The sequence below is a fragment of the Murimonas intestini genome (genome assembly GCF_024622195.1).
Classification (GTDB): domain Bacteria; phylum Bacillota; class Clostridia; order Lachnospirales; family Lachnospiraceae; genus Murimonas; species Murimonas intestini.
This window is the reverse complement of the sequence record NZ_JANKBI010000025.1, coordinates 57,222-80,639: the sequence shown is the minus strand read 5'-3', so window position 1 is coordinate 80,639 and position 23,418 is coordinate 57,222. Positions and strand designations below refer to the sequence as shown.

Genomic DNA, 23,418 nt, shown 5'->3' with positions numbered 1-23,418 from the left:
ATAGTCCTTCACAACGAACCCCACCGCTCCCCTTCCTGACGGCGCCAAGTTTATCGGCACAAAGCTGGCTGTTATAAACAGGCTGTGATTGGGATGGAAAACTACTATGTATACGAAAAAGTTTAATTAAAATCTTTTACATGATATTACCGTTTTCGAAATTTGATATTTTCAAAATACAGTTCAATCTGGTTTTCGTAAGAGCCTATTTGACACTTAAAAGTTATCAATTTAATACCAACTCTACGTTGATAGAAAAATAGAATATCCTATATATTTTGAATATGGAAAATAATTGATGCCGATATGTTCCAGGTATCCAGTAAGATAGTGGACTCATCCATCCCCAGCCTCATTATGGGAGCCAGCTTTGCATCGATAACCTTGGCATCAGTGGGAGGGGCGGGCGGGCCTTAGAGTTTCACTTGACATAGGACCACAGGCCTGGGTCCAACAAATAGAAACACCCAGCTGTCCGTACCAATCAGGAGCATTTTTTTACCAGTTAGGAACCTCCCCTTTTTTTACATTTTATATTTTGCTAAGCTTATATATAAAGTGACAAAATATGATAAGGAGGGGGAACTATGGATAAACCAACCCAGAAACAACAGCGTTTTAAATTCCCAAACAAACTGTATTTGATGGCAGCAATCGTATTATTTTTCTTTATACTATTTATATTGATGCCAATGCGGACAGCTGCTGCCAGTACATGGAGCGTCACCTATTCGCTGGAGGGCATGACTTCGGATGGGCCTGACACAATTAATAATGGTGAGATGCTAAATACCAAGATAGCTGCCAACAAGGGATTCAAACTACCGGATGAAGGAGAGGTCAAAGTGACAATGGGGGGCAGAGAACTTACACGAGGCTCGCTTTCTAATGGTTACTTGCTCATGCCTGCGGATGGCGGCTATGTTATTGGCATTATGAGCGTAACAGGTGATGTCGTAATTACAGCTGTCGGTGTGCCATTGAGCAGCGATGCAACCCTTAGTGAGCTTGGATATGATTACTGTGCTGCTGTTGGAGGGTATAGAGGCTATTCTACAAACATCCTTGATGGGGAAAATCTTACTTATGATGTGGAACTTCCCTATGACATTTGCAGCAAGAAAGTCTATGTTGACCACGAGAAAAGCGATAAAAACGCAACAATTGTGGCAGACGATCACATCCTCCTTGGTCCAGACGGAACCGGGACAGCATCTCTTACAGTTACCGCTGAGGACGGCGTGACTACGAAGACATATACCATCAATTTTACCACTGCCGTGGATACACGCAGCGATGCTAATGAAATTACCACGTTTATGATTCCCAATCAGGCAGCGCCCACCAGAATTGACCAGGAGAACCACACTATATCTATCCTCATGCCTTTTGGTACGGATCTGACCTCCCTGAAGCCGTCTATCAGCTTCAGCTCCCTGGCCACGATTAGCCCGAAGAATAATGTGGCTCAGGATTTTTCAAGCCAGGTAACCTACACTGTCACTGCCCAGAATGGCCAGGAACAGGAGTATTATGTCACTGTATCTACACAGGGACCGCCTGTTGAGATTATACCCTGCCTTGATGGAGCGGAGGGGGCTCTTTCAAAAGTTTTCTATCTGGTAAGCGGAGATACTACTATTAACGATTTGACTGCCGTACCGGCAGGAACTTATGATATTTATGAAAAGAATAAGGTTACCGGGGAAGGAATTGATACCGGCGTGGATGTTACAGTGGAGAATGCTGCAGTCGAGGCAAAAGTGGATTATTACTCTGTGGTATTCTATTCCGGGAATACCGCCTATGCGCCAGATACACCCCAAAGTCCTCAGTACGTCATTAGCGGAAGAATCGCTGTTTTGCCCTCCGCCCCTGTCCGTGCCGGATATCGTTTTGATAAATGGGTGACGGCGGACGGAGGCAGCGATGAATTTGACTTTAACACAGATGTCACAGCCCCGGTCGATTTATATGCCAGCTGGATAGAAGATAATTCTACTGCGATAGGCATTACCCTGGCAGTAGACGAGGGCGCTGTTTATTATAAGGGGGATACGATCATGCTGTCCGCCGTGGTAGCAAACGTAAGTACCGGCGTGCCTGTTACGGATGGTACAGTGCAGTTCTATGACGGTGAGAATGTATTAGGCAGCCCTGTAAGCTACCGGAACGGCTTTTCTCTTTCCGTTGTCTCTGGCCACAGTGAGAATTTCACCTGTCTTGAGGCAGGAGACCATACTATCAGGGCAGAATATTCTGCGCAGGGCTCAGTTGATGTGCTCGTCAGCGATCCTAAAACGATCCATGTCTCTGAGAAGAGCAATGGCAATGCCTATGTCGGAGTCGTAATCTTGGATGGCCTGACCATCAGTGAGAATGGCGTGATTCCTGTCCAGTTTACAATCAATAACAACGGGCTGGATCTGGGCATCACTGCAGATCAGCTCGTAATAACCTGCATGAAAGATGATCAGGCATACACAGATTTTTCTGTCACTTATAACAATGATTTCTCCATCGCCTATGTAAAAGTTACGGAGGCCGGGACTTATAAGTTCAAGGCAGTACTGGATACAACGTATGCAGCCGAGGAAACCGCCACAGCAGCTGTCAATCCAGCGCCCCTGCCTGACCCTGACATAGGCATTGCCGATGCCGCCAGGACAGCTGCTGCAAATGCCGCCTACAGCGATATGCTTCAGGCAGAAGCCGGCAGCAAAGCGGTTATTAAAGCTGCATTAAAGGCTGCCGCCGATCTCGCTGTCGACAACAATGATGTTACTGTCACAATCAATGAAATACAGTATACGCCGCCTGTCGCCGGAATCTCTGCCAGTCCGGCCGGTACAAACGGCAGCTATATATTTACGGTGACAGTTACGAAAGGCATCCATTCCCGCACTACAGGACAGATAGAAATTGCCCTTATTGCCACGCCATATATTGCCGGTACATATTCCATCAGCGGTACAATAAAAGGCAGTGACACAAACGCCGGTATTGCCGCAGCCCTCCAGCTTATAAAGAACGGAGAAAATGCAGGGGACGCTGTTATGGCCGGTACTGACGGCAGCTATTCCATTCCAAATACCGCCCCGGGTACCTACGATATTTATGTATCCTGCCCCGGCTATGACGACGGAGCTATCAGAAATATTGCTATATCAGATGCAGATATAACAGGAATGGACCTGATACTTAACAAAACAGTGCCTTTGCCGGTTGTCACAGGAGTCACAGTTACCCCGGTGAGTGTAACAATAGCCGTAGGCGGGACACAACAATTCAGTGCAGAAGTGGCAGGTCCAGGCAGCTCCGGGCAGACTGTCAAATGGAGCGTAGCCGGAAATGTCAGTGCAGGCACCAGGATAAGTGCAAACGGTCTTTTAACTGTATCAGCTGATGAGACAGCTAAACTACTGACCGTTACCGCCGCCTCCACTATGGATGCAAGCAAAAAGGGAACATCCACAGTAACCGTGGCAACGCCGGCAAAGCCGGATGCTCCGCCTGAGATTATCGAAGGAGCAAACGGTACCTGGACAAATGACAGTAATGACGGACTTTCCTTCAAATCTAATGCGGACTTCAGCACATTTTTGAGCGTTACAGTTGACGGCAAAGTAATAAACACCTCCAGCTATACGGTAAGGGAAGGCAGCATCCTTGTAACATTGAAATCAGAATATCTGGAAACGCTCTCCCTGGGAAAACATATTCTTGGCATTGTGTCCCAGAATGGGACGGCTGAAACGGCTTTTACGCTTACAAAAAGCGGGACTGCGCCTACGGAAGGCACAGGTGATACGAACGGCACGGAGGACACGGACAGTACAGAAGGTACCAAAGATACAAATGACATCAAAGACACAAATGATACTAAAGATACAAATGATACCAAGGACACTAACAATACCAATAATACTAATAACACTAATAGTACTAACAGCACTAATAGTATTAAAGGCACCAGCAGTCCTAAGGACACTAATGCAGCTAAAGACACTGCCACTCCAAAGACCGGCGATAATAGTTTACCTCTCTTATGGTTTGCAGTCCTGCTTCTGGCCGGAAGTCTCATAGCCCTCCTGGTATTCAAAAAAGTACAGAAAAACCGTTAATACAGTAATTCAGCAATGCAACATATCCGGCCGGGGAGCTGTATAATTGCGGGGCACCTTCCCCTTGGAAGATGCCCCAAAGTTATTATATCTGACGGTATCTTATATCTTCTCTTCCCGGCAGGTTTGATGCCGGGGGTAATGGGGAAATCCATCTCTTTTGCACGTCTTAATTTATCTGCTTCTCCGCCAATGATTTTACGGATAAAAGCCCTGCTCCTGTTTCAAAGCTCATTGATAACCCTGAGAGGCATCCTGTTATTCCGCTAAACAGAAATATATCTTGATGTAATCCGTTTTCTGTCCTATACTGGAAAAGATCAAGATGGCAGGTAATCTGCCGTATTGTCAGATAGGAGAGTGGAGATATGGCTATAGAAAAAGTTAAAGAATATTTTAAACAATTTGGTATGGAGGACAGGATACAGGAATTTGATGTTTCAAGTGCCACAGTCGAACTGGCGGCAAATGCGCTTAAGGTGGAGCCGGCCAGGATTGCTAAGACATTATCATTTAAAAAGGATGAACATGCACTGCTCGTAGTAACGGCAGGAGATCAAAAGGTGGACAACAGAAAGTTTAAAGATTATTTTGGAATAAAAGCTAAGATGCTGACACCCGGTGAGGTGGATGAGATGGTAGGGCATTCTGTGGGAGGTGTCTGTCCGTTTGCAGTGTCAGAGGATGTGGAAATATATCTGGACGAATCCATGAAAAGATTTGAGACAGTATTTCCCGCATGTGGGAGCAGCAGCAGTGCCATCGAGCTTAGCTGTGAGGAGCTTTATAAATATTCACGTGCAAAGGGATGGATCGATGTGTGTAAGGGTTACAATTAAAAGAGTGCGGCGAAGAAATGTTAACTATTATAAAAAAATGATTGACAATATGTGCTGATGTTGGCTATAATCTAGATAGTTAACCGAGATGAGAAACTAGGTTAACAATTAAAAGCTTTAAGAAAATATAAGGAGTCAATCATGGTAAAAAAAGAGAAGAAAAAAATCACCACTAAATCCATAGTTATGACAGGCATGTTTGCAGCAGTATTAGCAGTCCTTTCGCAGATAGCCATACCGATGCCGTCAGGGGTTCCGGTTACTCTGCAGACATTTGCTGTGGCGCTTACAGGATTTGTGCTTGGTATGAAGCTGGGGACGGCAGCTACGGCGGTCTATGTAATGATTGGCGCAGTAGGAGCGCCTGTTTTTGCAGGATTTTCCGGCGGCCTGGGAATATTGCTGGGGAAAACCGGAGGCTTTATCTTTGGATTCCTCTTTATGGCTCCTCTGTGCGGCCTCGGTGTTAAAAAGAAAAATCTGGTCAGAACTGTACTTATGCCTGCAGCCGGCCTTGTTATCTGCCATCTGCTTGGTATTCTTCAGTTTTCACTTCTTGCACAGCTGGGATTTGCAGAGTCGGCCCTGATGGTATCGGTACCTTATCTGATAAAAGATATTGTGTCCGTTGTTATGGCTTATGCAGCGGCTGCTGCCCTGAGAAGAGGGCTGCGTGCTGCAAATATCTCGATTACAGAGGCAGGTGCCTAGTATGGAGAGGGAGCTTCGTGTACATCATCTGCTCTGTATTCCCATGTACAGAGGGAACGGTTACAGCGATGAATTTTGCAGGAATATGCAGGAGATGATAGCTGCCCTGAAGGAACCCGGGACTGAAGTCAGGCTGGTGTGCGGCCCGGATGTGATCTGCAGTTCATGCCCGAACCTGACAAAAGAGAATACCTGCCGGGACGACAGCAACAGGGTAGTCAGAAAGGATGACTATCTTGCAGAAGCATTGAAGCTGAATGAGGCAGGAAGACGTACATTTACGGGCTATGAACAGTGGGTGGGGAGACATATTACGGAAGAGATATTCCATGAAGCCTGCAGGACCTGCAGATGGCTGAAAGAAGGACTATGCAGTTTTGATAAGCTGAAAGCAGGAATAGAAAAGATAAAATAAAGGCAACTGTGCAAATGCACATGCAAGCATGTTCGCTTAGCCTGTTGCCCGCGGAAATAAAGTCGGATTTCTGAGGAAGCCATATACAGCCAGTATTTTGTATATGGCTTTTGTACTGTGAAAAAAACATAAAAAATATTATTTCAGCCGTTGTGGAAATAGACAATTTTACATGAATGTGCTATTATTAAACCATATGAGAAAAATCATTACCCATATGTACAAATGAGTCCCTATACAGGGATTCTAAAATAATAAGGAGGAATTACAAAATGGCTAGAAAAATGAAGACCATGGATGGTAATCATGCTGCCGCTCATGCATCTTACGCATTTACAGATGTAGCAGCAATTTATCCGATTACACCGTCATCCGTTATGGCTGAGGCTACGGATGAATGGGCAACCCAGGGAAGAAAGAACATTTTCGGACAGGAAGTTCAGGTTACTGAAATGCAGTCTGAGGCAGGTGCAGCAGGTACTGTACACGGTTCTCTGGCAGCAGGTGCGCTGACAACAACCTATACAGCATCACAGGGACTTCTTCTGATGATCCCGAACCTTTACAAAATTGCAGGTGAGCAGCTTCCGGGAGTATTCAATGTTTCTGCCCGTGCTATAGCATCCCATGCATTATCCATCTTTGGTGATCATTCAGACGTTTATGCCTGCCGCCAGACAGGATGCGCAATGCTCTGCGAGTCCAGTGTTCAGGAAGTTATGGATTTGACACCAGTTGCACATATGGCAGCTATCAAGGGACGCATCCCGTTTATTAACTTCTTCGATGGTTTCCGTACTTCCCATGAAATTCAGAAAATTGAAACATGGGATTATGATGATTTAAAAGAAATGGTAGATATGGATGCAATTGATGCATTCAGAAAACATGCTTTAAATCCAAATCACCCATGCCAGAGAGGTTCAGCTCAGAACCCGGATATCTTCTTCCAGGCAAGAGAAGCATGTAACCCGTACTATACCGCTATGCCGGCAATCGTACAGGAATATATGGACAAAGTTAATGCCAAGATCGGCACAGATTATAAACTGTTCAATTACTATGGTGCAGAAGATGCAGAGCATGTTATCATCGCTATGGGTTCTGTATGTGATACGATTGAAGAGACAATTGATTACTTATTAGCTGCTGGGGAAAAAGTAGGTGTAGTTAAAGTACGTCTGTACAGACCATTCTGCGCAGAAGCACTCATCGCTGCTATTCCGGAATCAGTAAAACGTATCTCTGTATTAGACAGGACAAAAGAACCTGGAGCAATGGGAGAGCCGCTGTACCTTGATGTTGTTGCAGCATTAAAGGGAACGAAATTCGACGCTGTACCTGTATTAACAGGACGTTACGGATTAGGTTCTAAAGATACAACACCTGCACAGATCGTGGCAGTATACAATAACACAGAAAAAGAAAGATTTACTATCGGTATTGAAGATGACGTTACAGGACTTTCACTGGAGCTGGGCGAGCAGATCGTCACAACACCGGAAGGAACTATCAACTGTAAGTTCTGGGGACTTGGCGCTGACGGTACTGTTGGTGCAAATAAAAACTCTATCAAGATTATCGGTGACAATACAGACATGTATGCACAGGCTTACTTTGATTATGACTCAAAGAAATCCGGCGGTGTTACAATGTCCCACCTGCGTTTCGGTAAGAGCCCGATCAAATCAACCTACCTTATCCGCAAAGCTAATTTCGTAGCATGCCATAATCCGTCTTATGTAAATAAGTACAATATGGTACAGGAACTGGTTGACGGAGGAACATTCCTTCTGAACTGCCCATGGGATATGGAAGGACTTGAGAAACATCTTCCGGGACAGGTTAAGAGCTTTATTGCTGACCACAACATCAAATTCTATGTGATCGATGGTATCAAGATCGGTAAAGAGATCGGACTTGGCGGACGTATCAATACTGTACTCCAGTCTGCATTCTTTAAACTTGCAAGCATCATACCTGAAGAACAGGCTATCGAACTGATGAAAGCTGCTGCTAAGGCAACTTACGGAAGAAAAGGTGATGCTATCGTTCAGATGAACTATGACGCTATTGATGCAGGTGCAAAACAGGTCGTAGAGATCCAGGTTCCGGAAAGCTGGAAGAGTGCAGCAGACGAAGGTCTTGCAGTTGCACATGCTGAAGGCGGAAGGAAAGATGTTGTTGATTTCGTAAATAATATTCAGAGCAAGGTAAATGCTCAGGAAGGTAATTCCCTCCCTGTATCAGCATTTAAGGATTATGTGGACGGTTCCACACCATCCGGATCATCTGCATATGAAAAACGCGGTATTGCAGTAGATATCCCTGTATGGCAGCCGGAAAACTGTATCCAGTGTAACAGATGTGCTTATGTATGTCCGCACGCAGTTATCCGCCCTGTAGCTATGACAGAAGAAGAAGCTGCTGCTGCTCCGGAAGGAACAAAGACTCTGCCTATGACAGGTATGCCGGATTACAAGTTCGCAATCGTTGTATCAGCATATGACTGTACAGGATGCGGTTCTTGTGCTAATGTTTGTCCTGGAAAGAAAGGTGCTAAGGCACTTGCAATGGAAAACATGGAAGCAAATGCAGGCTGCCAGAAGAACTTCGACTATGCAGTTGAGCTGCCGGCTAAGACAGATGTTGTTGAGAAATTCAAAGAGAACACTGTTAAAGGAAGCCAGTTCAAACAGCCTCTGCTTGAGTTCTCAGGAGCTTGTGCAGGATGTGGTGAGACACCTTATGCTAAGCTGATCACACAGCTGTTTGGTGACAGAATGTATATTGCAAATGCTACAGGATGTTCCTCTATCTGGGGCAACTCCTCACCATCTACACCGTACACTGTAAATGCAAAAGGACAGGGTCCTGCATGGTGCAACTCTCTGTTTGAAGACAATGCAGAGTTCGGGTATGGTATGCTTCTGGCTCAGAATGCACTGAGGACAGGCCTGAAGGCTAAAGTAGAAGAAATTATCGCTAAGACAGAAGATGAAGCAGTTAAAGCAGCATGCCAGGAATGGATCGATACATTCAGCTGCGGCGCTACTAACGGAACAGCTACAGACAAGATGGTAGCAGCTCTTGAAGGAATTGACTGCGATCTTTGCAAAGAAGTAGTTAACAATAAAGACTTCCTCGGCAAGAAATCACAGTGGATCTTCGGTGGTGACGGATGGGCATATGATATCGGTTTCGGCGGAGTAGACCATGTACTTGCCAGCGGAAAAGATATCAATATTATGGTATTCGACACAGAAGTTTACTCTAATACAGGCGGACAGTCATCAAAGGCAACTCCGACAGGTGCTGTTGCACAGTTCGCAGCCGGCGGAAAAGAAGTTAAGAAGAAAGACCTTGCAAGCATTGCAATGAGCTACGGTTATGTATATGTTGCACAGATCGCCATGGGTGCTGACTTCAACCAGACAGTTAAAGCAATCGCTGAGGCTGAAGCTTATCCGGGACCGTCACTTGTAATTGCCTATGCTCCATGTATCAACCATGGTATCAAGAAAGGCATGAGCAAAGCTCAGACAGAAGAAGAACTGGCAGTTAAGTCAGGATACTGGCACAACTTCCGCTTCAATCCGGCTCTCAAAGAAGAAGGCAAACCTGCATTCTCCTTAGACAGCAAAGCTCCGACAGAAAGCTATCAGGAATTCTTAAACGGAGAAGTTCGTTACAACTCTCTGATGCGCGCTAACCCGGACAAAGCAAAGAGACTCTTTGAACAGTCTGAAGAATACGCAAAAGAAAGATACGAATATCTGAACAAACTCATCACACTTTACGGTGGGGAAGAGAAATAAACAGGACTTAGGGTTCTGGTGAAGGGCCGCTCCTTTGGGGAGCGGCCTTTTTGGGTGGAAAATTGCTATTTAGCTGATTAGGGGCGGGAGGGACGCTTTGCATTTAGGCAGTGAATCAGCATGAGGGACAGGCGGGCGGGAGGATTCGTGGTTCAGTCCGAACCGCTGCGTCGTGAAACTCTAAGGTCCCGAAGGCTGCTTGAAACGCAAAAGGCAGCCGGAAACTCGGTGCGTTTGCTGATGCAACCGCCCCTCAAACAGCTCCGGCTTTGAGCGCAAGCGCTCACTTTTGCTGACCGCAGCCTCCAGGACCTAAGAGTTTCATCTCCTCGCTCAAGTCCTTCACCACGAATCCTCCCGCCCGTCTGTCCCTCATGCTGATGCCAAGGTTATCGATGCAAAGCTGGCTCCCGTAATGAGGTTGAGGGATGGGTGAGGCCACTACCTTGCTGGTTTCCCGGAACATAGTGGAAGCAATTATTGTCTGTATTTAAAATATATAAGATATTCTGTTTTGGACCAGCATTGAGTAAGTTATTACTTTAAATTGATAGCTGGTAAACGCCAGATTGGTCTTACAACAGCTGGATTGAACTGTATTTTGAAAGTATCTGGTTTTGAAACCGGACATTCCGTAGAAAAGATCTCAATTATACTTTTTCGTATACATAGTAGTCTTTCACCCCAACCCAAGCTTGTTTATAACAGCCAGCTTTGTGCCGGTAAACTTGAAGCTGCCCTGTCTGACGGCTCACTATCCATCAACACAAAGCGTCCTGTTACTCACCTAAACAGCAATTTACTCTGGCACTGTCCCCCCACCTGTGTTAAAATATCAATAAAGCATTTAGTTCCATTTCTATCCTGCGGCTTAGGTTTTTTTTCAAACAGGCTTTGCCGTATCTGATATCATTTCTGCCGTCTGGCATCAAAAGGAAATCTCAATGCTTAAATCCCAATTCAAAAGGCAGGAGGGTTCCTTGATGAAGACGTAGATGCTTCTCCATGGGACGCCTGCCACATTTAAAAGGAGGCTTACACTATGGAAAAGCAAAGTAACGCAACAGGGAATCTGCAGTGTTATGCAGATAAGGAAAAAGGGAAAGGAAAAGGGGGATTAACCGCATTTACAAATCACGGCTGTTTGAAATGATATTCAGCAGCAAAAGAGAGCTTTTAGAGCTGTATAATGCTGTGAATGGGACCAGTTATTAGAACCCGGAGGAGCTTGAAGTCAATACGCTGGAAAACGCTATCTATATGTCTATGCGTAATGATTTGTCATTTATAATTGACTCTCGGCTGGCGCTCTATGAGCACCAGTCCACCTACAATCCAAATCTTCCTCTGAGATTTCTGATGTATACAGCAAACCTGTATTCCAATATGACAAAAGACAGGAATTTATACGGAAGCAGGCCGGTCAGGGTGCCGGCGCCCGGGTTTGTGATCTTTTATAATGGACTGCCGGAACAGCCGAACCGTCAGATTATTAAGCTTTCAGATGTATATGAAGTGCAGGATAAAGAAATATCGCTGGAATTAAAAGCAGTGATGTTGAACATAAACAGAGGCCATAATGAAAGGCTGATGGATAAATGCAAAACGCTGAAGGACTACAGCATTTATGTGGATAAGGTAAGGGAATATACAAAATCAATGCAGCTTGAAGATGCTGTGGAGAAGGCGATAACGGAATGTATCGAGAATGATATTTTGGCAGAGTTTCTGAGAAATAACAGAACGGAGGCAAAGAATGTGAGTATTTTTGAATATGATGAAGAGAAACATATGAGACAGACAAAGGAAGAGGGCAGAGAAGAAGGCCGGGAAGAAGGCAGAAAGGAAGTAGCGCGAATAAACCAGTTAAACAAACTTCTCGCCCTTCAAAACAGAACTGCGGATATTGTCAAAGCAGCAAGTGACAGAGAATGGCAGGAGAAGCTGTTTAAAGAATTTGGCTTATAAATATTTCTTCTTGCCTTTCTTCAGGAAAAATATTATAGTAGGGATAAAAATAAATATAAATTATTTAAATGATTATTTATAATAATTTTAAGGAGAATGGAAGATGAGATATCAGGATTATACTTTTAAGGTGCCGGAAGAGAAGATTGTACGGTTAATAACAGATACCGATGCTAAGAATGAAGCGGATGACGACTTTGCTGTAGTTCAGGCGCTTTTGAGTCCTAAGATTGACAATGTAGGTCTTGTGGCTGCGCATTATGGGACAAAGAGGGATGCTGACAGCATGGAGAGAAGTTACAGGGAACTGGAAACAGTTGTTGACAAGATGGGATTTACTGGGCAGATTCCTATCTGTCATGGCGCTCCCCATGCTTTGACTGATACGTCAACCCCTGTGGACAGTGAAGGCGCCAGGCTGATCATTGAAGAGGCTATGAAACAGGATGACAGTCCTTTGTATGCTATTTTCCTGGGGCCGCTGACTGATATTGCCAGCGCTTATCTTATGGAGCCAAGAATTGCAAAGCGCCTCACTGTAATATGGATCGGCGGCGGTCTCTATCCTGACGGCGGAGAAGAGTTTAACCTGGGCAATGATATTAACGCAGCTAATGTGGTGTTTGGTTCTAATATGGAAGTATGGCAGGTACCGAAAAATGTATATGAGATGATTCCTGTAACAATGGCAGAACTGGAATACCGTGTGCGTCCTTATGGTGAGATAGGGGCTTATCTCTGTGACCAGCTCATGGAACATGCTTTTACTGAGCAGCCCAGGAAGAGTCCCTTCAGGAGCGGAGAGTGCTGGGTTCTGGGTGATTCACCAGCTGTGGGACTGATTCTCTATGAAGACAGGTTCTCATTCGAATGGAAGCAGGCTCCGTCGGTAGGTGTGGATATGAACTATATTCATTCAAAAAGGTTCCGTCCGATCCGTGTATACCAGAAAATAGATTCCAGGCTGATATTGGAAGATTTTTATGCAAAACTGGCGCTCTTTGCGGCCAGGAATAAATAGATTTGTTTTTCATATAAAATAATCGTCTCTGTTTCCACCCTCTCGGAATTGTGGTAGAATTGAAATGTAACAGTTCAGCCTTCCAATGTTCCGCGAGGTGTTTTCGTGCATTATGCACGAAAATCCCGAGAGCTGCAGCGCCAAAATGCTGTTTACAGCATTTTGTGTGCATCGCGGAGCGTTGTTATAGGTCAGACGGCTGCCGAATGGCAGACGGCTGAACTGTAACATTGAAATAGCAAAACAACAATTGGAACTTGCAGAGGTAGATAGAATGATTCACCTGGAAAAAATAAATGGCGAAAATATCTGGGATATTCTAAAGTTAAATGTCTCAGATAGTCAGAGAAATTTTGTCGCCGGCAATGATATTAGTATTATTGAAGCGTATACCGCTATTACATCCAACGGATATGCTTTTCCATTTGGAATTTTTGAAGGTAATAATCCAGTCGGCTTTGTGATGATTGGTTATGACAAAGATGATTATTGGAAGGATGCACCTGCCATAGCAGACGGAAATTATAACCTGTGGAGATTGATGATAGACAAGAACTATCAAAACAGGGGATATGGGAAACAGGCTGTAGAACTTGCATTAAGATTTATCAGAACATTTCCCTGTGGTAAAGCCGATTTCTGCTGGCTGTCATATGAGCCGGAAAACGCGGTTGCCAAATCGCTGTATGCCTCTTTTGGATTTATAGAGACCGGAGAAAAAGACGGAGAAGAACAGATTGCCGTATTAAAACTCTAAGACAACTCCCTGGCGAAATTTTAAGGCGCAACCGCTGATTATCTGCCAGGCTTATAGAATTCTGGATGGTTAGGAGGCTTAAATATGGATTACATAAAGGATGCAATGGTATTTGATCCGAATTTCCCATACAGGATGTTTGTGTCCAAGTCCAGACAGATGTATCTGCATTCCCATGATTTTCTGGAGATCAATTATGTAAAGGATGGGGAAGGGTACTATCTGATCGAGGAGAGAGAGTACGAGATCAGACAGGGTGATATTTTTATTATCAATAACCAGGAGCGGCATATGGCGGTGCATGACGGAGGGCTTATGCTTGAGGTGATCGTATTCGATCCCGCTTTTTTATGGGAAAGGATGCAGGGCTACCAGTTTCTGGAACCATTTTTTAACAGAAGCGCTGTATTTACGAACTGTATCCGCAGGGAGGAAGAGGGATACGGAAAACTCCTGGAGGCAGTAGTGAATATCAGGGCAGAATATGAGGAAAAAAGGCAGGGGTGGGAACTTTTTGTGAAGTCCTGGACACAGCTATTTATGGCTCAGCTCTACAGGATCTATCTAATCAGTCAGGATAAGACAGAGAGGAAAGAAGCCAGGTATAAAACATTTACAAGGCTTCAGCCGGTTCTGGATTATATACATGAGCATTATCTGGAACAGCTGGAACTGGACGAGCTGGCCAGGGTAGCCATGATGAATAAGAGCTACCTGTGTTCCTGTTTTAAAAATACACTGCACATGCGGATATTTGAATACATTGACCAGCTGCGCATTAACAGGGCCTGTATGCTGCTGTCTACTACGAGTGAAAGTATTACAGACATAGCCATGCTGACAGGATTTAACAGTGTCTCCTATTTTAACAGGATATTTAAAAAAGTCAGGGGTATTTCCCCAGGTAATTACAGAAAAAACCAAATATAGTACAAAAACTGGCATATATCGGTCAAGTATTCCTGGCGGAGCAGTGTTATTATGAACCCATAAGATTAAAGTTCATTAGAACACAAATCCGGCAACCGGATAAGGGCAGCAAAACTGCCATGTCAATTTGGGCAATTTTGGGCTCAGAATTAAGAGTGTGAAAACAAGTGCGGGAAGTCATCAGTGCATGCGGACAAAAAGGCGCTGGCGGCGGAAGCAGAAATAGGAGGATGTATCAGATGGAATACAAGAAAGACTGGGAAGCCACCAAACAGAGGTTTGAAGATTACTGGAAGGGCGAAAATACGGGAAGGCCTATCATGCGTGTGACAGGAGTAAAACCGGGCCACTATCCGTTTTCAGTGCCGGCAGATATCAAGTCTAAAAACATGGAAGAGAAGTACATGAATGCGGAGAGCATTGTAAAGCGTTTCCGTTATTATTGTGAGACTCATGAGTTTTTGGGAGAAAGTTTCCCGAACCTGAATGCTGATTTCGGGCCGGGTTCTGTGGCTGGATATCTGGGCAGCGAGATTAAGTTCAAAGATAATACAGTTTGGTTTGAGTCATGTGTGGATGACTGGGCAGATTATCCTGAATTAAAATTTGATCCGGAAAACAAATGGTTCAAGAAACACATCGAGCTTTTTGCAGACTGCAAGAAGCTGATCGGAGATGATTTTCCGATAGCCATTCCTGACCTGATGGAAAATGTGGATGTTCTTGCCTCACTGCGCGGCGCTCAGGACCTTCTTTATGATATGATCGACGATGAAGAGGAAGTTATAAAAAGAGTTCAGCAGGTAACTGACTGCTATCAGCAGTATTACGATGCATTTTATAAATATGCACAGTATGAAGGCGGAAGCGCATATACTGTATTCCAGATATTCGGCAGCGGCAAGACACAGAAATTACAGTGTGATTATTCAGCTCTGCTTTCTCCGGACTATTTCCGCACATTTGTGCTTGATTCCCTGAAGCAGGCTACATCCCAGCTGGATCATGTGCTTTACCACCTGGACGGACCGGAAGCTATCAAGCATATGGATGCCCTGATGGAAGTGGAAGGTATTGATTCTCTGCAGTGGACCAGCGGAGACCATGGCCCGGACGGAACACTGGAGAAGTGGGACGAGATCTACGACAAGACAAGGGCAGCCGGAAAGCAGCTCTGGGTAAAGGTTTATTCCGGAGAATTCAAAGACTGGCTGCGTAATACAGACAGGATCGTGAAAAAATATGGTTCTAAAGGACTGTATCTGTTCTTCAATGATATGCCGCTGGAGCAGGCAGAAGAGCTGATGGATTACGCAGAAAAGAACTGGAGCGACGTAAAAGGTACTTTTTAACGTAACTGTGAAGGTACTGAACAGTTACCTTTTTAATAATGAAGAAGGGCTTCCCGCCATTTGGACGCGGGAAGCCCTTTTTATTCTTACACTTTTTTCAATTTCATTTCACGGCGGTATGCGTTCGGTGCTGTGCCGTACCGTCTCTTAAACTGTCTGTTGAAATAAGTCTGGCTGGAGAAACCGGCTTTATCCACGATATCCTTGAGCTTCATGTCAGTGTTCTCCATCAATCCGGCAGCGTATTTCAGCCTCTCTTCATTCAGATAGTCATTGAAGTAATAGCCCGTCTGCTGGTGGAAGATGCTTCCCAGATAAGAAGGGTGCATATTCAGTCTCGCAGCAAGAGTTTTTAGAGAGATATCTTTATCTGAGAACTCGTGGACTGCATTGATGACAGCATCCACGCAGGGATAAGCAGCAGTCTGGATCTTCTGTTTTCTTGCCCGGACCTCATAACAGCAGTGAACGAAGGAATGCACATATTCAAGCAGCCTGTTCAGGTCTGAAGCGTCACAGATGATAGAACTGAGCATATCAGTTACTTCTGGGTCGGGCTGCATTTCTGTGGTGGTCTGAGAGACGCCCCAGCTCAGGATGCTCAGCATGCAGGCCATATGCTTTGAATCAGGGATGGTGGTAAAGAGCTTATCTAATTGCTCTGCATAGGACCCCTCTGAGATATCCGCATAGTCCTGTTCAATGATTCCTGCTGCCGCCACGGAGAGCCCCATATCCTGATAGATGATCTCCTTCATGGGCGTGTGCTGCAAAAATAAATATTTTGAAGCATTTCTGTAACTGGCGCTCACTTCCTCATAATCGTTCACAGTATTTCCGGTGGAGATGAAAAAAGGAAAATCAAGAACAACTCTGGCATTATCCATCTGTGAGAGCAGATTCTCTACAGTATATTTATCATTGGAACTGCTTATAATGCAGACCAGCCTTGTGGGAGTTTCAAAATAAAAATGGCTGATATAAGTGCCCACAAAAAGTGAGAGCAGATAATCAAAAAGACGCGACATCTTCTCTTTTCCCATTGAAATTCCTGAGGGAGCTGTAAAAATCACTACAGTATAATTATTTAGGTAAAGATTGACGCCGAGCAGCTGCGCCCTTGTGATAAATTCATCTTCGCTTAATGATCCTTTTACCCAGCTCTCTATAAAAAGACTGCGGAAGGTAAGCATAGTAGGCCCGTATGTATCGGATAATTCTGCCCTCTCCTGGATATGGCTTACAATGCCGCTGATGGATTCTGCAAGCTCATCAGGGTCCAGAGGCTTAAGCAGATAATTCTCAGCGCCGTGGCGCATGGCGGAACGCACATATTCGAAATTGTCATAGGCTGAAAGCACAAGGATAGAGATCAGCGGATTGATCTCGCGCACCCTTCTGATCAATTCGATCCCGTTCATCTGAGGCATTGAAATATCCGTGATCAGAAGGTCTGCCGGGTGTTTTTCAAGAAATTCCAGGGCCTGGCAGGGATTGGTGGTACAGTAGCACAGTTCAAAATTGAAACCGGACCAGTCAATGGCTGTTTTCATGCCCTCAACCACGAAGGGTTCATCATCAACTATAACAGCTTGGTACATGGAAGATACCTCGATTCTCTTCAGTAATATATTTTATCCTAAAGGAAATAGGATGGAAAGTCAAGTGGGAGAAAGAGGCTTTTGGATTACTGTTGACACGCCGCCAACCTGCAAGGTGTTTTGGTGTGCATTGAGATTATACTTTTCCGTGTTTTTGACGCCAGGCCCGGGGGGATACGCCATTTATTTTATAAAACAGGTCACCGAAATAATTGCTGTTCTCAAAACCGCAGCGAAGTGCGATGTCTGTCACAGAATCTTTTGTGCGGAGCAGTTCTTTGCAGGCTTTTTGAATACGTATAGAGTTGAGATATTCTTTGAACCCGAAACCTGTTACTGCCTTGAACTTTTTTGAAAAGTAAGTAGCGCTAAGGCTGGCAGCCCTGGCTGCGTCATCTAATGTGATAGGCTGGTTATAGAACTGGCTGATAAAATAGGCAGCGCGGCTGATGGCCTCATCCTGAGGACTGGAAGGAATAATGGTTTCTTCCTTACATTTCCTGTATCTGGTCAGAAGCAGGAGAAGTCCGCAGAGAAGATGGGATATCATGCGAACAGAAAATTCATCCTTTTTTTCATACTCCACAAACAATCTGGAAAACAGGCCGTCTACCTCCTCCTGCATGTCTTCCGGAACAGATATGACTGGTTTCAGGTTAAAATCTTCTTCTATAATATATGGGAAGAAATCTAATATCTCCTGTATATATGCCTGTTCAAACATAATCACAATCCGTTCGTGTTTAGAGGTGGCAGAATAAGTGGTCCTGTGGAGTGTACCGGGAACAACAAGAGCAAGATCATGCGGGTGCATGGAGTAAACAGAGTGCTGTATAAAGAATTTCTGAGTTCCCGACAGAAGATAATAAAGCTCATATGTATTATGCGTATGGGACTCTGGCATACGGTAAGAATTACTTCTGCGCAGCTGGTTCATTATGATAAATGGAAAATCGTCCATTGTCTTTGTCCTTTCTAATAAAATTGGTTTTGTGCAGCGCTCGGGTAACAGCTTAGCCTTTTGCAGCACTTGAATACAAGGATACCATAACCGAAAAAAATTTCAATAGAAATAACAAAAAATCTGTAATAATAGGACTATATCATGAAAAAACAGTAGAAGTCTCCCATGTTTTTGTGGTAATCTGTACAAGGTTAAAAAAGGTTTTTATAAAAAGGAGAAGACAAAATGGAAGACAGCCAGGAAGAACCTAAAAAACAGATAGAAGATAAAAGCACCGAACTTTCTAAGAAGGATAAAGAGTTCAGAGAGTTCACTCTGAATGGGAGCATGTGGAAAGTGATCTGGCAGGTGGCCATGCCGCTTTGCCTGTACCAGTGCCTGGGGCAGGTGTTTGGTGTATTGGATACTATGATGGCATCACATATCAGTTCTAATACAGTATCAGCTGTGGCATATCTGGCCCAGATAAATTCCATAATTTCAGCTGTGGGCGGAGGGCTTGCTATTGGTGCCAGCCTGAAGATAAGTGAAGCGTATGGGCAGGGGAAATATGATCTTTTGAAGAAAAGAGTAAGCACACTTTATGCCATGTGCGGTATTCTTTCAGTGTTTGTCCTGATGCTTATTCCCTTTGCCAACCAGGTGCTGGCATTTGCGAAGACACCAGTTGAACTGATCGCGGAGGGCAGTACATATTTCAGGCTTCAGCTCTTCGGAATGGTGGTTTCATTTGTCAACAATGTTTTTATTGCCATAGAGAGGGCAAGAGGTGAGACAAAGCTGATCATGAAGCTTAATATTGTGGTGATTCTGGCAAAAACCTTCCTGACGGCGCTCTTTGTTTATGTCCTTCATGGAAATATCGTAACAATGTCACTGGCAACTATTATATCACAATCTCTGCTGATGATAGTCGCGGTGGTTCGAATGAAAAGGGAGCACAACGCTTTTGGTTTCTCAATAAAATATGTTTCTTTTAAAAAACATCTGACATGGCCTATGATTGTGCAGTCAATTCCATTGATAGTAGAACGTTCCCTGTTCTCGGCTGGTAAGCTGATGGTGAACTCTATGAGTACCTTGTACGGAGTATTGACTGTTGGTGCTCTGGGAGTATCAAATAATCTGGGAGGATTTGCCGCTGCACCGCAGAATGGACTGCAGGAGGGGGCAGCATCTGTGATCAGCCAGAATATCGGTGCCGGAAGATACGACAGAGCTATGGATGCTTTTAAGAAGGTGATGGTTTATAACGTGGCAGCAGGGGCAATTGCTTATGCGATAGCCATGGGGTTCCTTCCGCAGATCAGCAGCATGTTTGCCAAAAATAATCCGGAATTTCAGCAGCTGATTGCAGAAATATTCACCTATGAGGCAATGGGATTTATACCTCTGGGTATCAATTCTTCTGTTATGGCCCTGCTTTACGGACTGGGCAAAACAAAAATATCGTTGATTATCAGTATGAGCCGTGTTTTTATATTCAGGGTTCCGGTTCTTTGGTTTTTGCAGCAGTATACGAGCCTTGGGAGCGAGAGCGTAGGTATTGTGATGATGGTCAGCAATGTCTCGGTCGCATTTGTAGCTATTCTAGCAGCAGTTATAGTAATAAAAAAAGATAAAAAACGTTTTAAAATGATGAAAGCAGCTATATAGAGCTGTTAACCTTCCGGAATTGGATTGTAATAAAGGATTACTGAATTATACAAGGGAAATAGATAAATTATCAAAGGAGTAACAGGAGGAAAATTATGAAACAGTTGCCAACAAGGCAGGTTCATCTGGATTTTCACACATCGGAATATATCCCGGATGTGGCTGGACAATTTAACGGAGAAGAATTTGCCGCCATGGCGAAGGACGCACATGTAAACTCAATGACAGTGTTTGCCAGGTGTGTGCATGGATTTATGTATTACCCATCCCAGAAATTTCCAGAGAGGGTACACCCTACTCTGGTGAAACGGAATCTGCTACAGGAACAGGTTAAGGCACTGCACCATGAAGGGATCAAGGCACCTGTATATATAGCTGTACAGTGGGACCGGTTCACAGCAGAACGCCATCCTGAGTGGCTTGTACGCAAAAGGGACGGTTCACACGAAGGACATTCTTTCGTGGATTCAGGATTTGACCAGGCACTCTGTGTAAATACAGATTTTTATAAATTCCTGGAAGAACACACTATGGAAGTGATGGATCTGCTGGGTGATGAGCTGGACGGACTGTTTTTTGATATGGTGGGTACACGCCCTTGCTACTGCAGCGCCTGCAGAAAAGAAATGAGGGCACTTGGTATTGACATGCGGGATGACGAAGCGGTTCGGGCATTTACTAAGAGTACAGTTGACAGATTTAAAGAACGGATGAGCAGAAAAATAAGGGAAAGAAAACCTGACTGCACTATTTTCTATAATGCAGGTCATGTAGGCCCTTGTACGGCTGCCAGCCAGGATGCATACAGCCATTTTGAGCTGGAGAGCCTGCCGGCGGGCTGGGGGTACCTGCATTTTCCAATCACGGCCCGGTATGTCAGGTTATTCAACAAAGACTGCCTGGGGATGACAGGAAAGTTCCACAGGGAGTGGGGAGATTTCCATTCACTGAAGAATCTGGCTGCTCTGGAGTTCGAGGCATTTCGTATTCTTAGTTATGGCTTTGCCATATCCATAGGTGACCAGCTGGAGCCATACGGTAAACTGAATCCTGCCGCATACCGTCTGATCGGCAAGGTGTACAGCCAGGTTGAGGAATATGAAGAATACGCCAGACCTTCAGAGGCAGTGACAGAGGCTGCACTGATAACCGGAGAACCACCTATTTATGAACAAAGGATTCCGAAAAGTATTATGGGGGCTGCCCAGATGCTGGAGGAACTGGGACTTCAGTTTGATATTGTGGATTGTTCGTATGAGCTGGCCGGTTATAAGCTTGTTATACTGCCGGATGAACTGGTAGTGACGGAGGAAATGCAGGAAAAGCTGGACGAATATGTGGAGGCCGGAGGCCGGGTGCTTTCCTGCGGTAAAGGAGGCCTGTCACAGGGGGGACGGTATCCACGGTGTTTCCAGGCAGATTATGAAGGTGAGGAAAAGATGTATCCGAGTTTTCTGGTGCCGGAAGGAACCATGGCCAGAGGATTGGAAGAGGGTTGCGAGTATGTGCATTATATGAAGGGTGAATCCATTCGCCCAGTGGGATCAGGAGCGGTTCTACTGGAGGCAAGAAAGCAGTATTTCCAGAGGGATCGGGAAAAATTCTGCTCACACGTGTATACACCATCAGATAAAGGTGAACTTTTCCCGGCAGCTGTCAGAACAGAGCGGACCGTCCTGCTGGCTCATCCAATGTTCGGCCAGTACCGCGTATGTGCGCCGTTTTGGTGCAAGCAGCTAATCAGCAATGCATTGGATGAACTTCTGGATTCCAGACTGGTAAGGCACAATGGTCCCTCCAGCCTGGTAGTCAACCTGCGTTACCAGCCGCAGAAGAACAGGTACTGCATTCATCTGTTATCCTATATACCTATCAGGAAATCAGAAAAGATTGATATTATAGAAGAGCGTACAGTTGTAAATCAGGTAGAGCTGCAGCTGAATCTTCCGAAGGAGATTGAAAAAGCATATACGGTAGTGAATAAAGCAGAATTGGTTGTAGAGGGAGGAAAAGTAGTAGTCCCGTGCATCAATGGATATGAGATACTTGTACTGGATACAGGAGGCGGAAAATAAAGGATGATATTCATAACGAGACAGTAATATTGCTGAAAGTGTTTACAGCAGTAAAAAAGTGAAAGAGCTTTTTTGAAATTTTTATTATCATATATTAAAAAAAGATGAAATTTGTTCAAAAAAGTTGAATAACTACTATATAAAAAATTTATAAATAGCTTTATACTGTCCTTAACGACGAAGAGCGAGCCGGTTTACAGCCGGTAAAACAAAAGATCGGGAGGGAAAAGTATAATGGCGTCTAAATCAAAAAATGTAAGCGTTTCCAAAAAAACACTTAAAAAGCAAATCTATGAATACCGCTGGATTTATGTATTAGGAATTCCCGGTGTGATTGTATTATTCATGTTTTCTTACATGCCTCTGAGAGGTCTTCTGATGGCCTTTCAGGATTACAATCCACATCTGGGGATTCTGGAAAGTCCATGGGTAGGTCTTAAACATTTCAAGACTTTGTTCCAGGATGCAAAATTCTATAACATGCTGAAGAACACACTGATCATCAGTGGGCTGAACCTGCTGACGTTCCCGGCACCAATCATTCTTGCCCTCATTATGAATGAAGTCAGGAATGCCAAATTTAAAAAGTTTATTCAGACTTCTGTTTACCTGCCTCATTTCCTGTCATGGGCTATCGTAGCCAGCCTTACATTCTTCCTTCTGTCAACAGAGCAGGGACTTGTAAATAAGATTGCGGAGTTTATGGGTCATGAGTCAACAGCTTACCTCTTCAGTTCTAAATGGATATATCTGATCATTGTGATCCAGTCGCTCTGGAAGAGTGTAGGATGGGGATCCATCGTATATCTGGCTGCTATCTCAGGAATTGACCAGTCACTTTATGAGGCAGCTAAGATGGACGGCGCAAACAGATTCCAGTGTATGTTAAAGATTACGCTTCCGAGTATCATGCCTACAGTAGCAGTTATGCTGATCCTGAGAATGGGAAGCATCATTTCTGTAGACTTTGAACAGGTATTCCTTATGAATAATGCCATGGTTAAATCACAGCTGGAGGTATTTGAAGTTTATATCTACAACAACAGTATTGGAGCCGGCAGTACACAGTACTCCTACACAACAGCGATTGGTCTGTTTAAATCAGTGATCAATACTGGCCTGGTTATTTTCACTAACTGGATCACCAGCCGTAAAGGTTATGAAGGCGTTATGTAACCAATCATGTG

The 23,418-nt window shown here is 44.5% G+C and carries 15 protein-coding genes; 13 read left to right on the top strand and 2 right to left on the bottom strand.

All coding sequences use genetic code 11. From position 1 onward, the window contains the following. Positions 1 to 587 precede the first annotated feature (587 nt). The 10 genes from NSB28_RS23400 (at position 588) to NSB28_RS23355 (ending at position 15,935) form a co-directional block, all read left to right on the top strand. Positions 588 to 4,124, top strand: coding sequence for an InlB B-repeat-containing protein (locus NSB28_RS23400; RefSeq protein ID WP_109748853.1), 3,537 nt, complete (start codon positions 588 to 590; stop codon positions 4,122 to 4,124). Between the two features lie 368 nt (positions 4,125 to 4,492). After that, positions 4,493 to 4,963 (top strand): YbaK/EbsC family protein, encoded by a 471-nt coding sequence (locus tag NSB28_RS23395; protein WP_109748852.1) that lies wholly within the window; start codon positions 4,493 to 4,495, stop codon positions 4,961 to 4,963. 141 nt (positions 4,964 to 5,104) lie between these two features. Continuing rightward, entirely contained in the window at positions 5,105 to 5,674 is a 570-nt protein-coding gene (locus tag NSB28_RS23390) for a biotin transporter BioY (protein ID WP_109748851.1), read from the top strand. A 1-nt stretch (position 5,675) separates the two neighbouring features. Beyond that, complete coding sequence (locus NSB28_RS23385; RefSeq protein WP_109748850.1) at positions 5,676 to 6,089, top strand: DUF1284 domain-containing protein; 414 nt, start codon at positions 5,676 to 5,678, stop codon at positions 6,087 to 6,089. 272 nt (positions 6,090 to 6,361) lie between these two features. Further along, on the top strand, positions 6,362 to 9,907 hold the full coding sequence (gene nifJ / locus NSB28_RS23380) for a pyruvate:ferredoxin (flavodoxin) oxidoreductase (protein ID WP_109748849.1): 3,546 nt from the start codon (positions 6,362 to 6,364) through the stop codon (positions 9,905 to 9,907). 1,260 nt (positions 9,908 to 11,167) lie between these two features. Further along, positions 11,168 to 11,875 carry a hypothetical protein gene (locus tag NSB28_RS23375; RefSeq protein WP_306812252.1) on the top strand — a complete coding sequence of 236 codons (708 nt, stop codon included), beginning with the start codon at positions 11,168 to 11,170 and terminating at the stop codon, positions 11,873 to 11,875. A gap of 103 nt (positions 11,876 to 11,978) precedes the next feature. Continuing rightward, positions 11,979 to 12,896, top strand: a complete 918-nt coding sequence (locus tag NSB28_RS23370) for a nucleoside hydrolase (RefSeq protein ID WP_109748714.1) — start codon at positions 11,979 to 11,981, stop codon at positions 12,894 to 12,896. 250 nt (positions 12,897 to 13,146) lie between these two features. Then, on the top strand, positions 13,147 to 13,653 hold the full coding sequence (locus tag NSB28_RS23365) for a GNAT family N-acetyltransferase (RefSeq protein ID WP_330581520.1): 507 nt from the start codon (positions 13,147 to 13,149) through the stop codon (positions 13,651 to 13,653). Between the two features lie 84 nt (positions 13,654 to 13,737). Then, a complete protein-coding gene (locus NSB28_RS23360) occupies positions 13,738 to 14,583 on the top strand; it encodes an AraC family transcriptional regulator (protein WP_109748712.1) in 846 nt (281 codons plus the stop codon). A gap of 239 nt (positions 14,584 to 14,822) precedes the next feature. Then, on the top strand, positions 14,823 to 15,935 hold the full coding sequence (locus NSB28_RS23355; protein WP_109748711.1) for a uroporphyrinogen decarboxylase/cobalamine-independent methonine synthase family protein: 1,113 nt from the start codon (positions 14,823 to 14,825) through the stop codon (positions 15,933 to 15,935). Between the two features lie 86 nt (positions 15,936 to 16,021). On the opposite strand, the gene NSB28_RS23350 is transcribed toward NSB28_RS23355, so the two are convergent. Further along, positions 16,022 to 17,536: a response regulator gene (locus tag NSB28_RS23350; protein ID WP_109748710.1), complete on the bottom strand. Its 1,515-nt coding sequence runs from the start codon at positions 17,534 to 17,536 to the stop codon at positions 16,022 to 16,024. Positions 17,537 to 17,672: 136 nt separating this feature from the next. Continuing rightward, positions 17,673 to 18,497, bottom strand: a complete 825-nt coding sequence (locus NSB28_RS23345) for an AraC family transcriptional regulator (protein WP_109748709.1) — start codon at positions 18,495 to 18,497, stop codon at positions 17,673 to 17,675. Between the two features lie 228 nt (positions 18,498 to 18,725). On the opposite strand from NSB28_RS23345, the gene NSB28_RS23340 reads away from it, so the two are divergent. The 3 genes from NSB28_RS23340 to NSB28_RS23330 all read left to right on the top strand — a co-directional run bounded on the left by NSB28_RS23340 (position 18,726) and on the right by NSB28_RS23330 (position 23,407). Next, a complete protein-coding gene (locus tag NSB28_RS23340) occupies positions 18,726 to 20,156 on the top strand; it encodes an MATE family efflux transporter (protein ID WP_109748708.1) in 1,431 nt (476 codons plus the stop codon). A 95-nt stretch (positions 20,157 to 20,251) separates the two neighbouring features. Next, positions 20,252 to 22,231 (top strand): alpha-amylase family protein, encoded by a 1,980-nt coding sequence (locus NSB28_RS23335; protein WP_109748707.1) that lies wholly within the window; start codon positions 20,252 to 20,254, stop codon positions 22,229 to 22,231. Between the two features lie 234 nt (positions 22,232 to 22,465). Beyond that, positions 22,466 to 23,407 (top strand): ABC transporter permease, encoded by a 942-nt coding sequence (locus NSB28_RS23330; RefSeq protein ID WP_109748706.1) that lies wholly within the window; start codon positions 22,466 to 22,468, stop codon positions 23,405 to 23,407. The last annotated feature ends 11 nt before the right edge of the window (positions 23,408 to 23,418 follow it).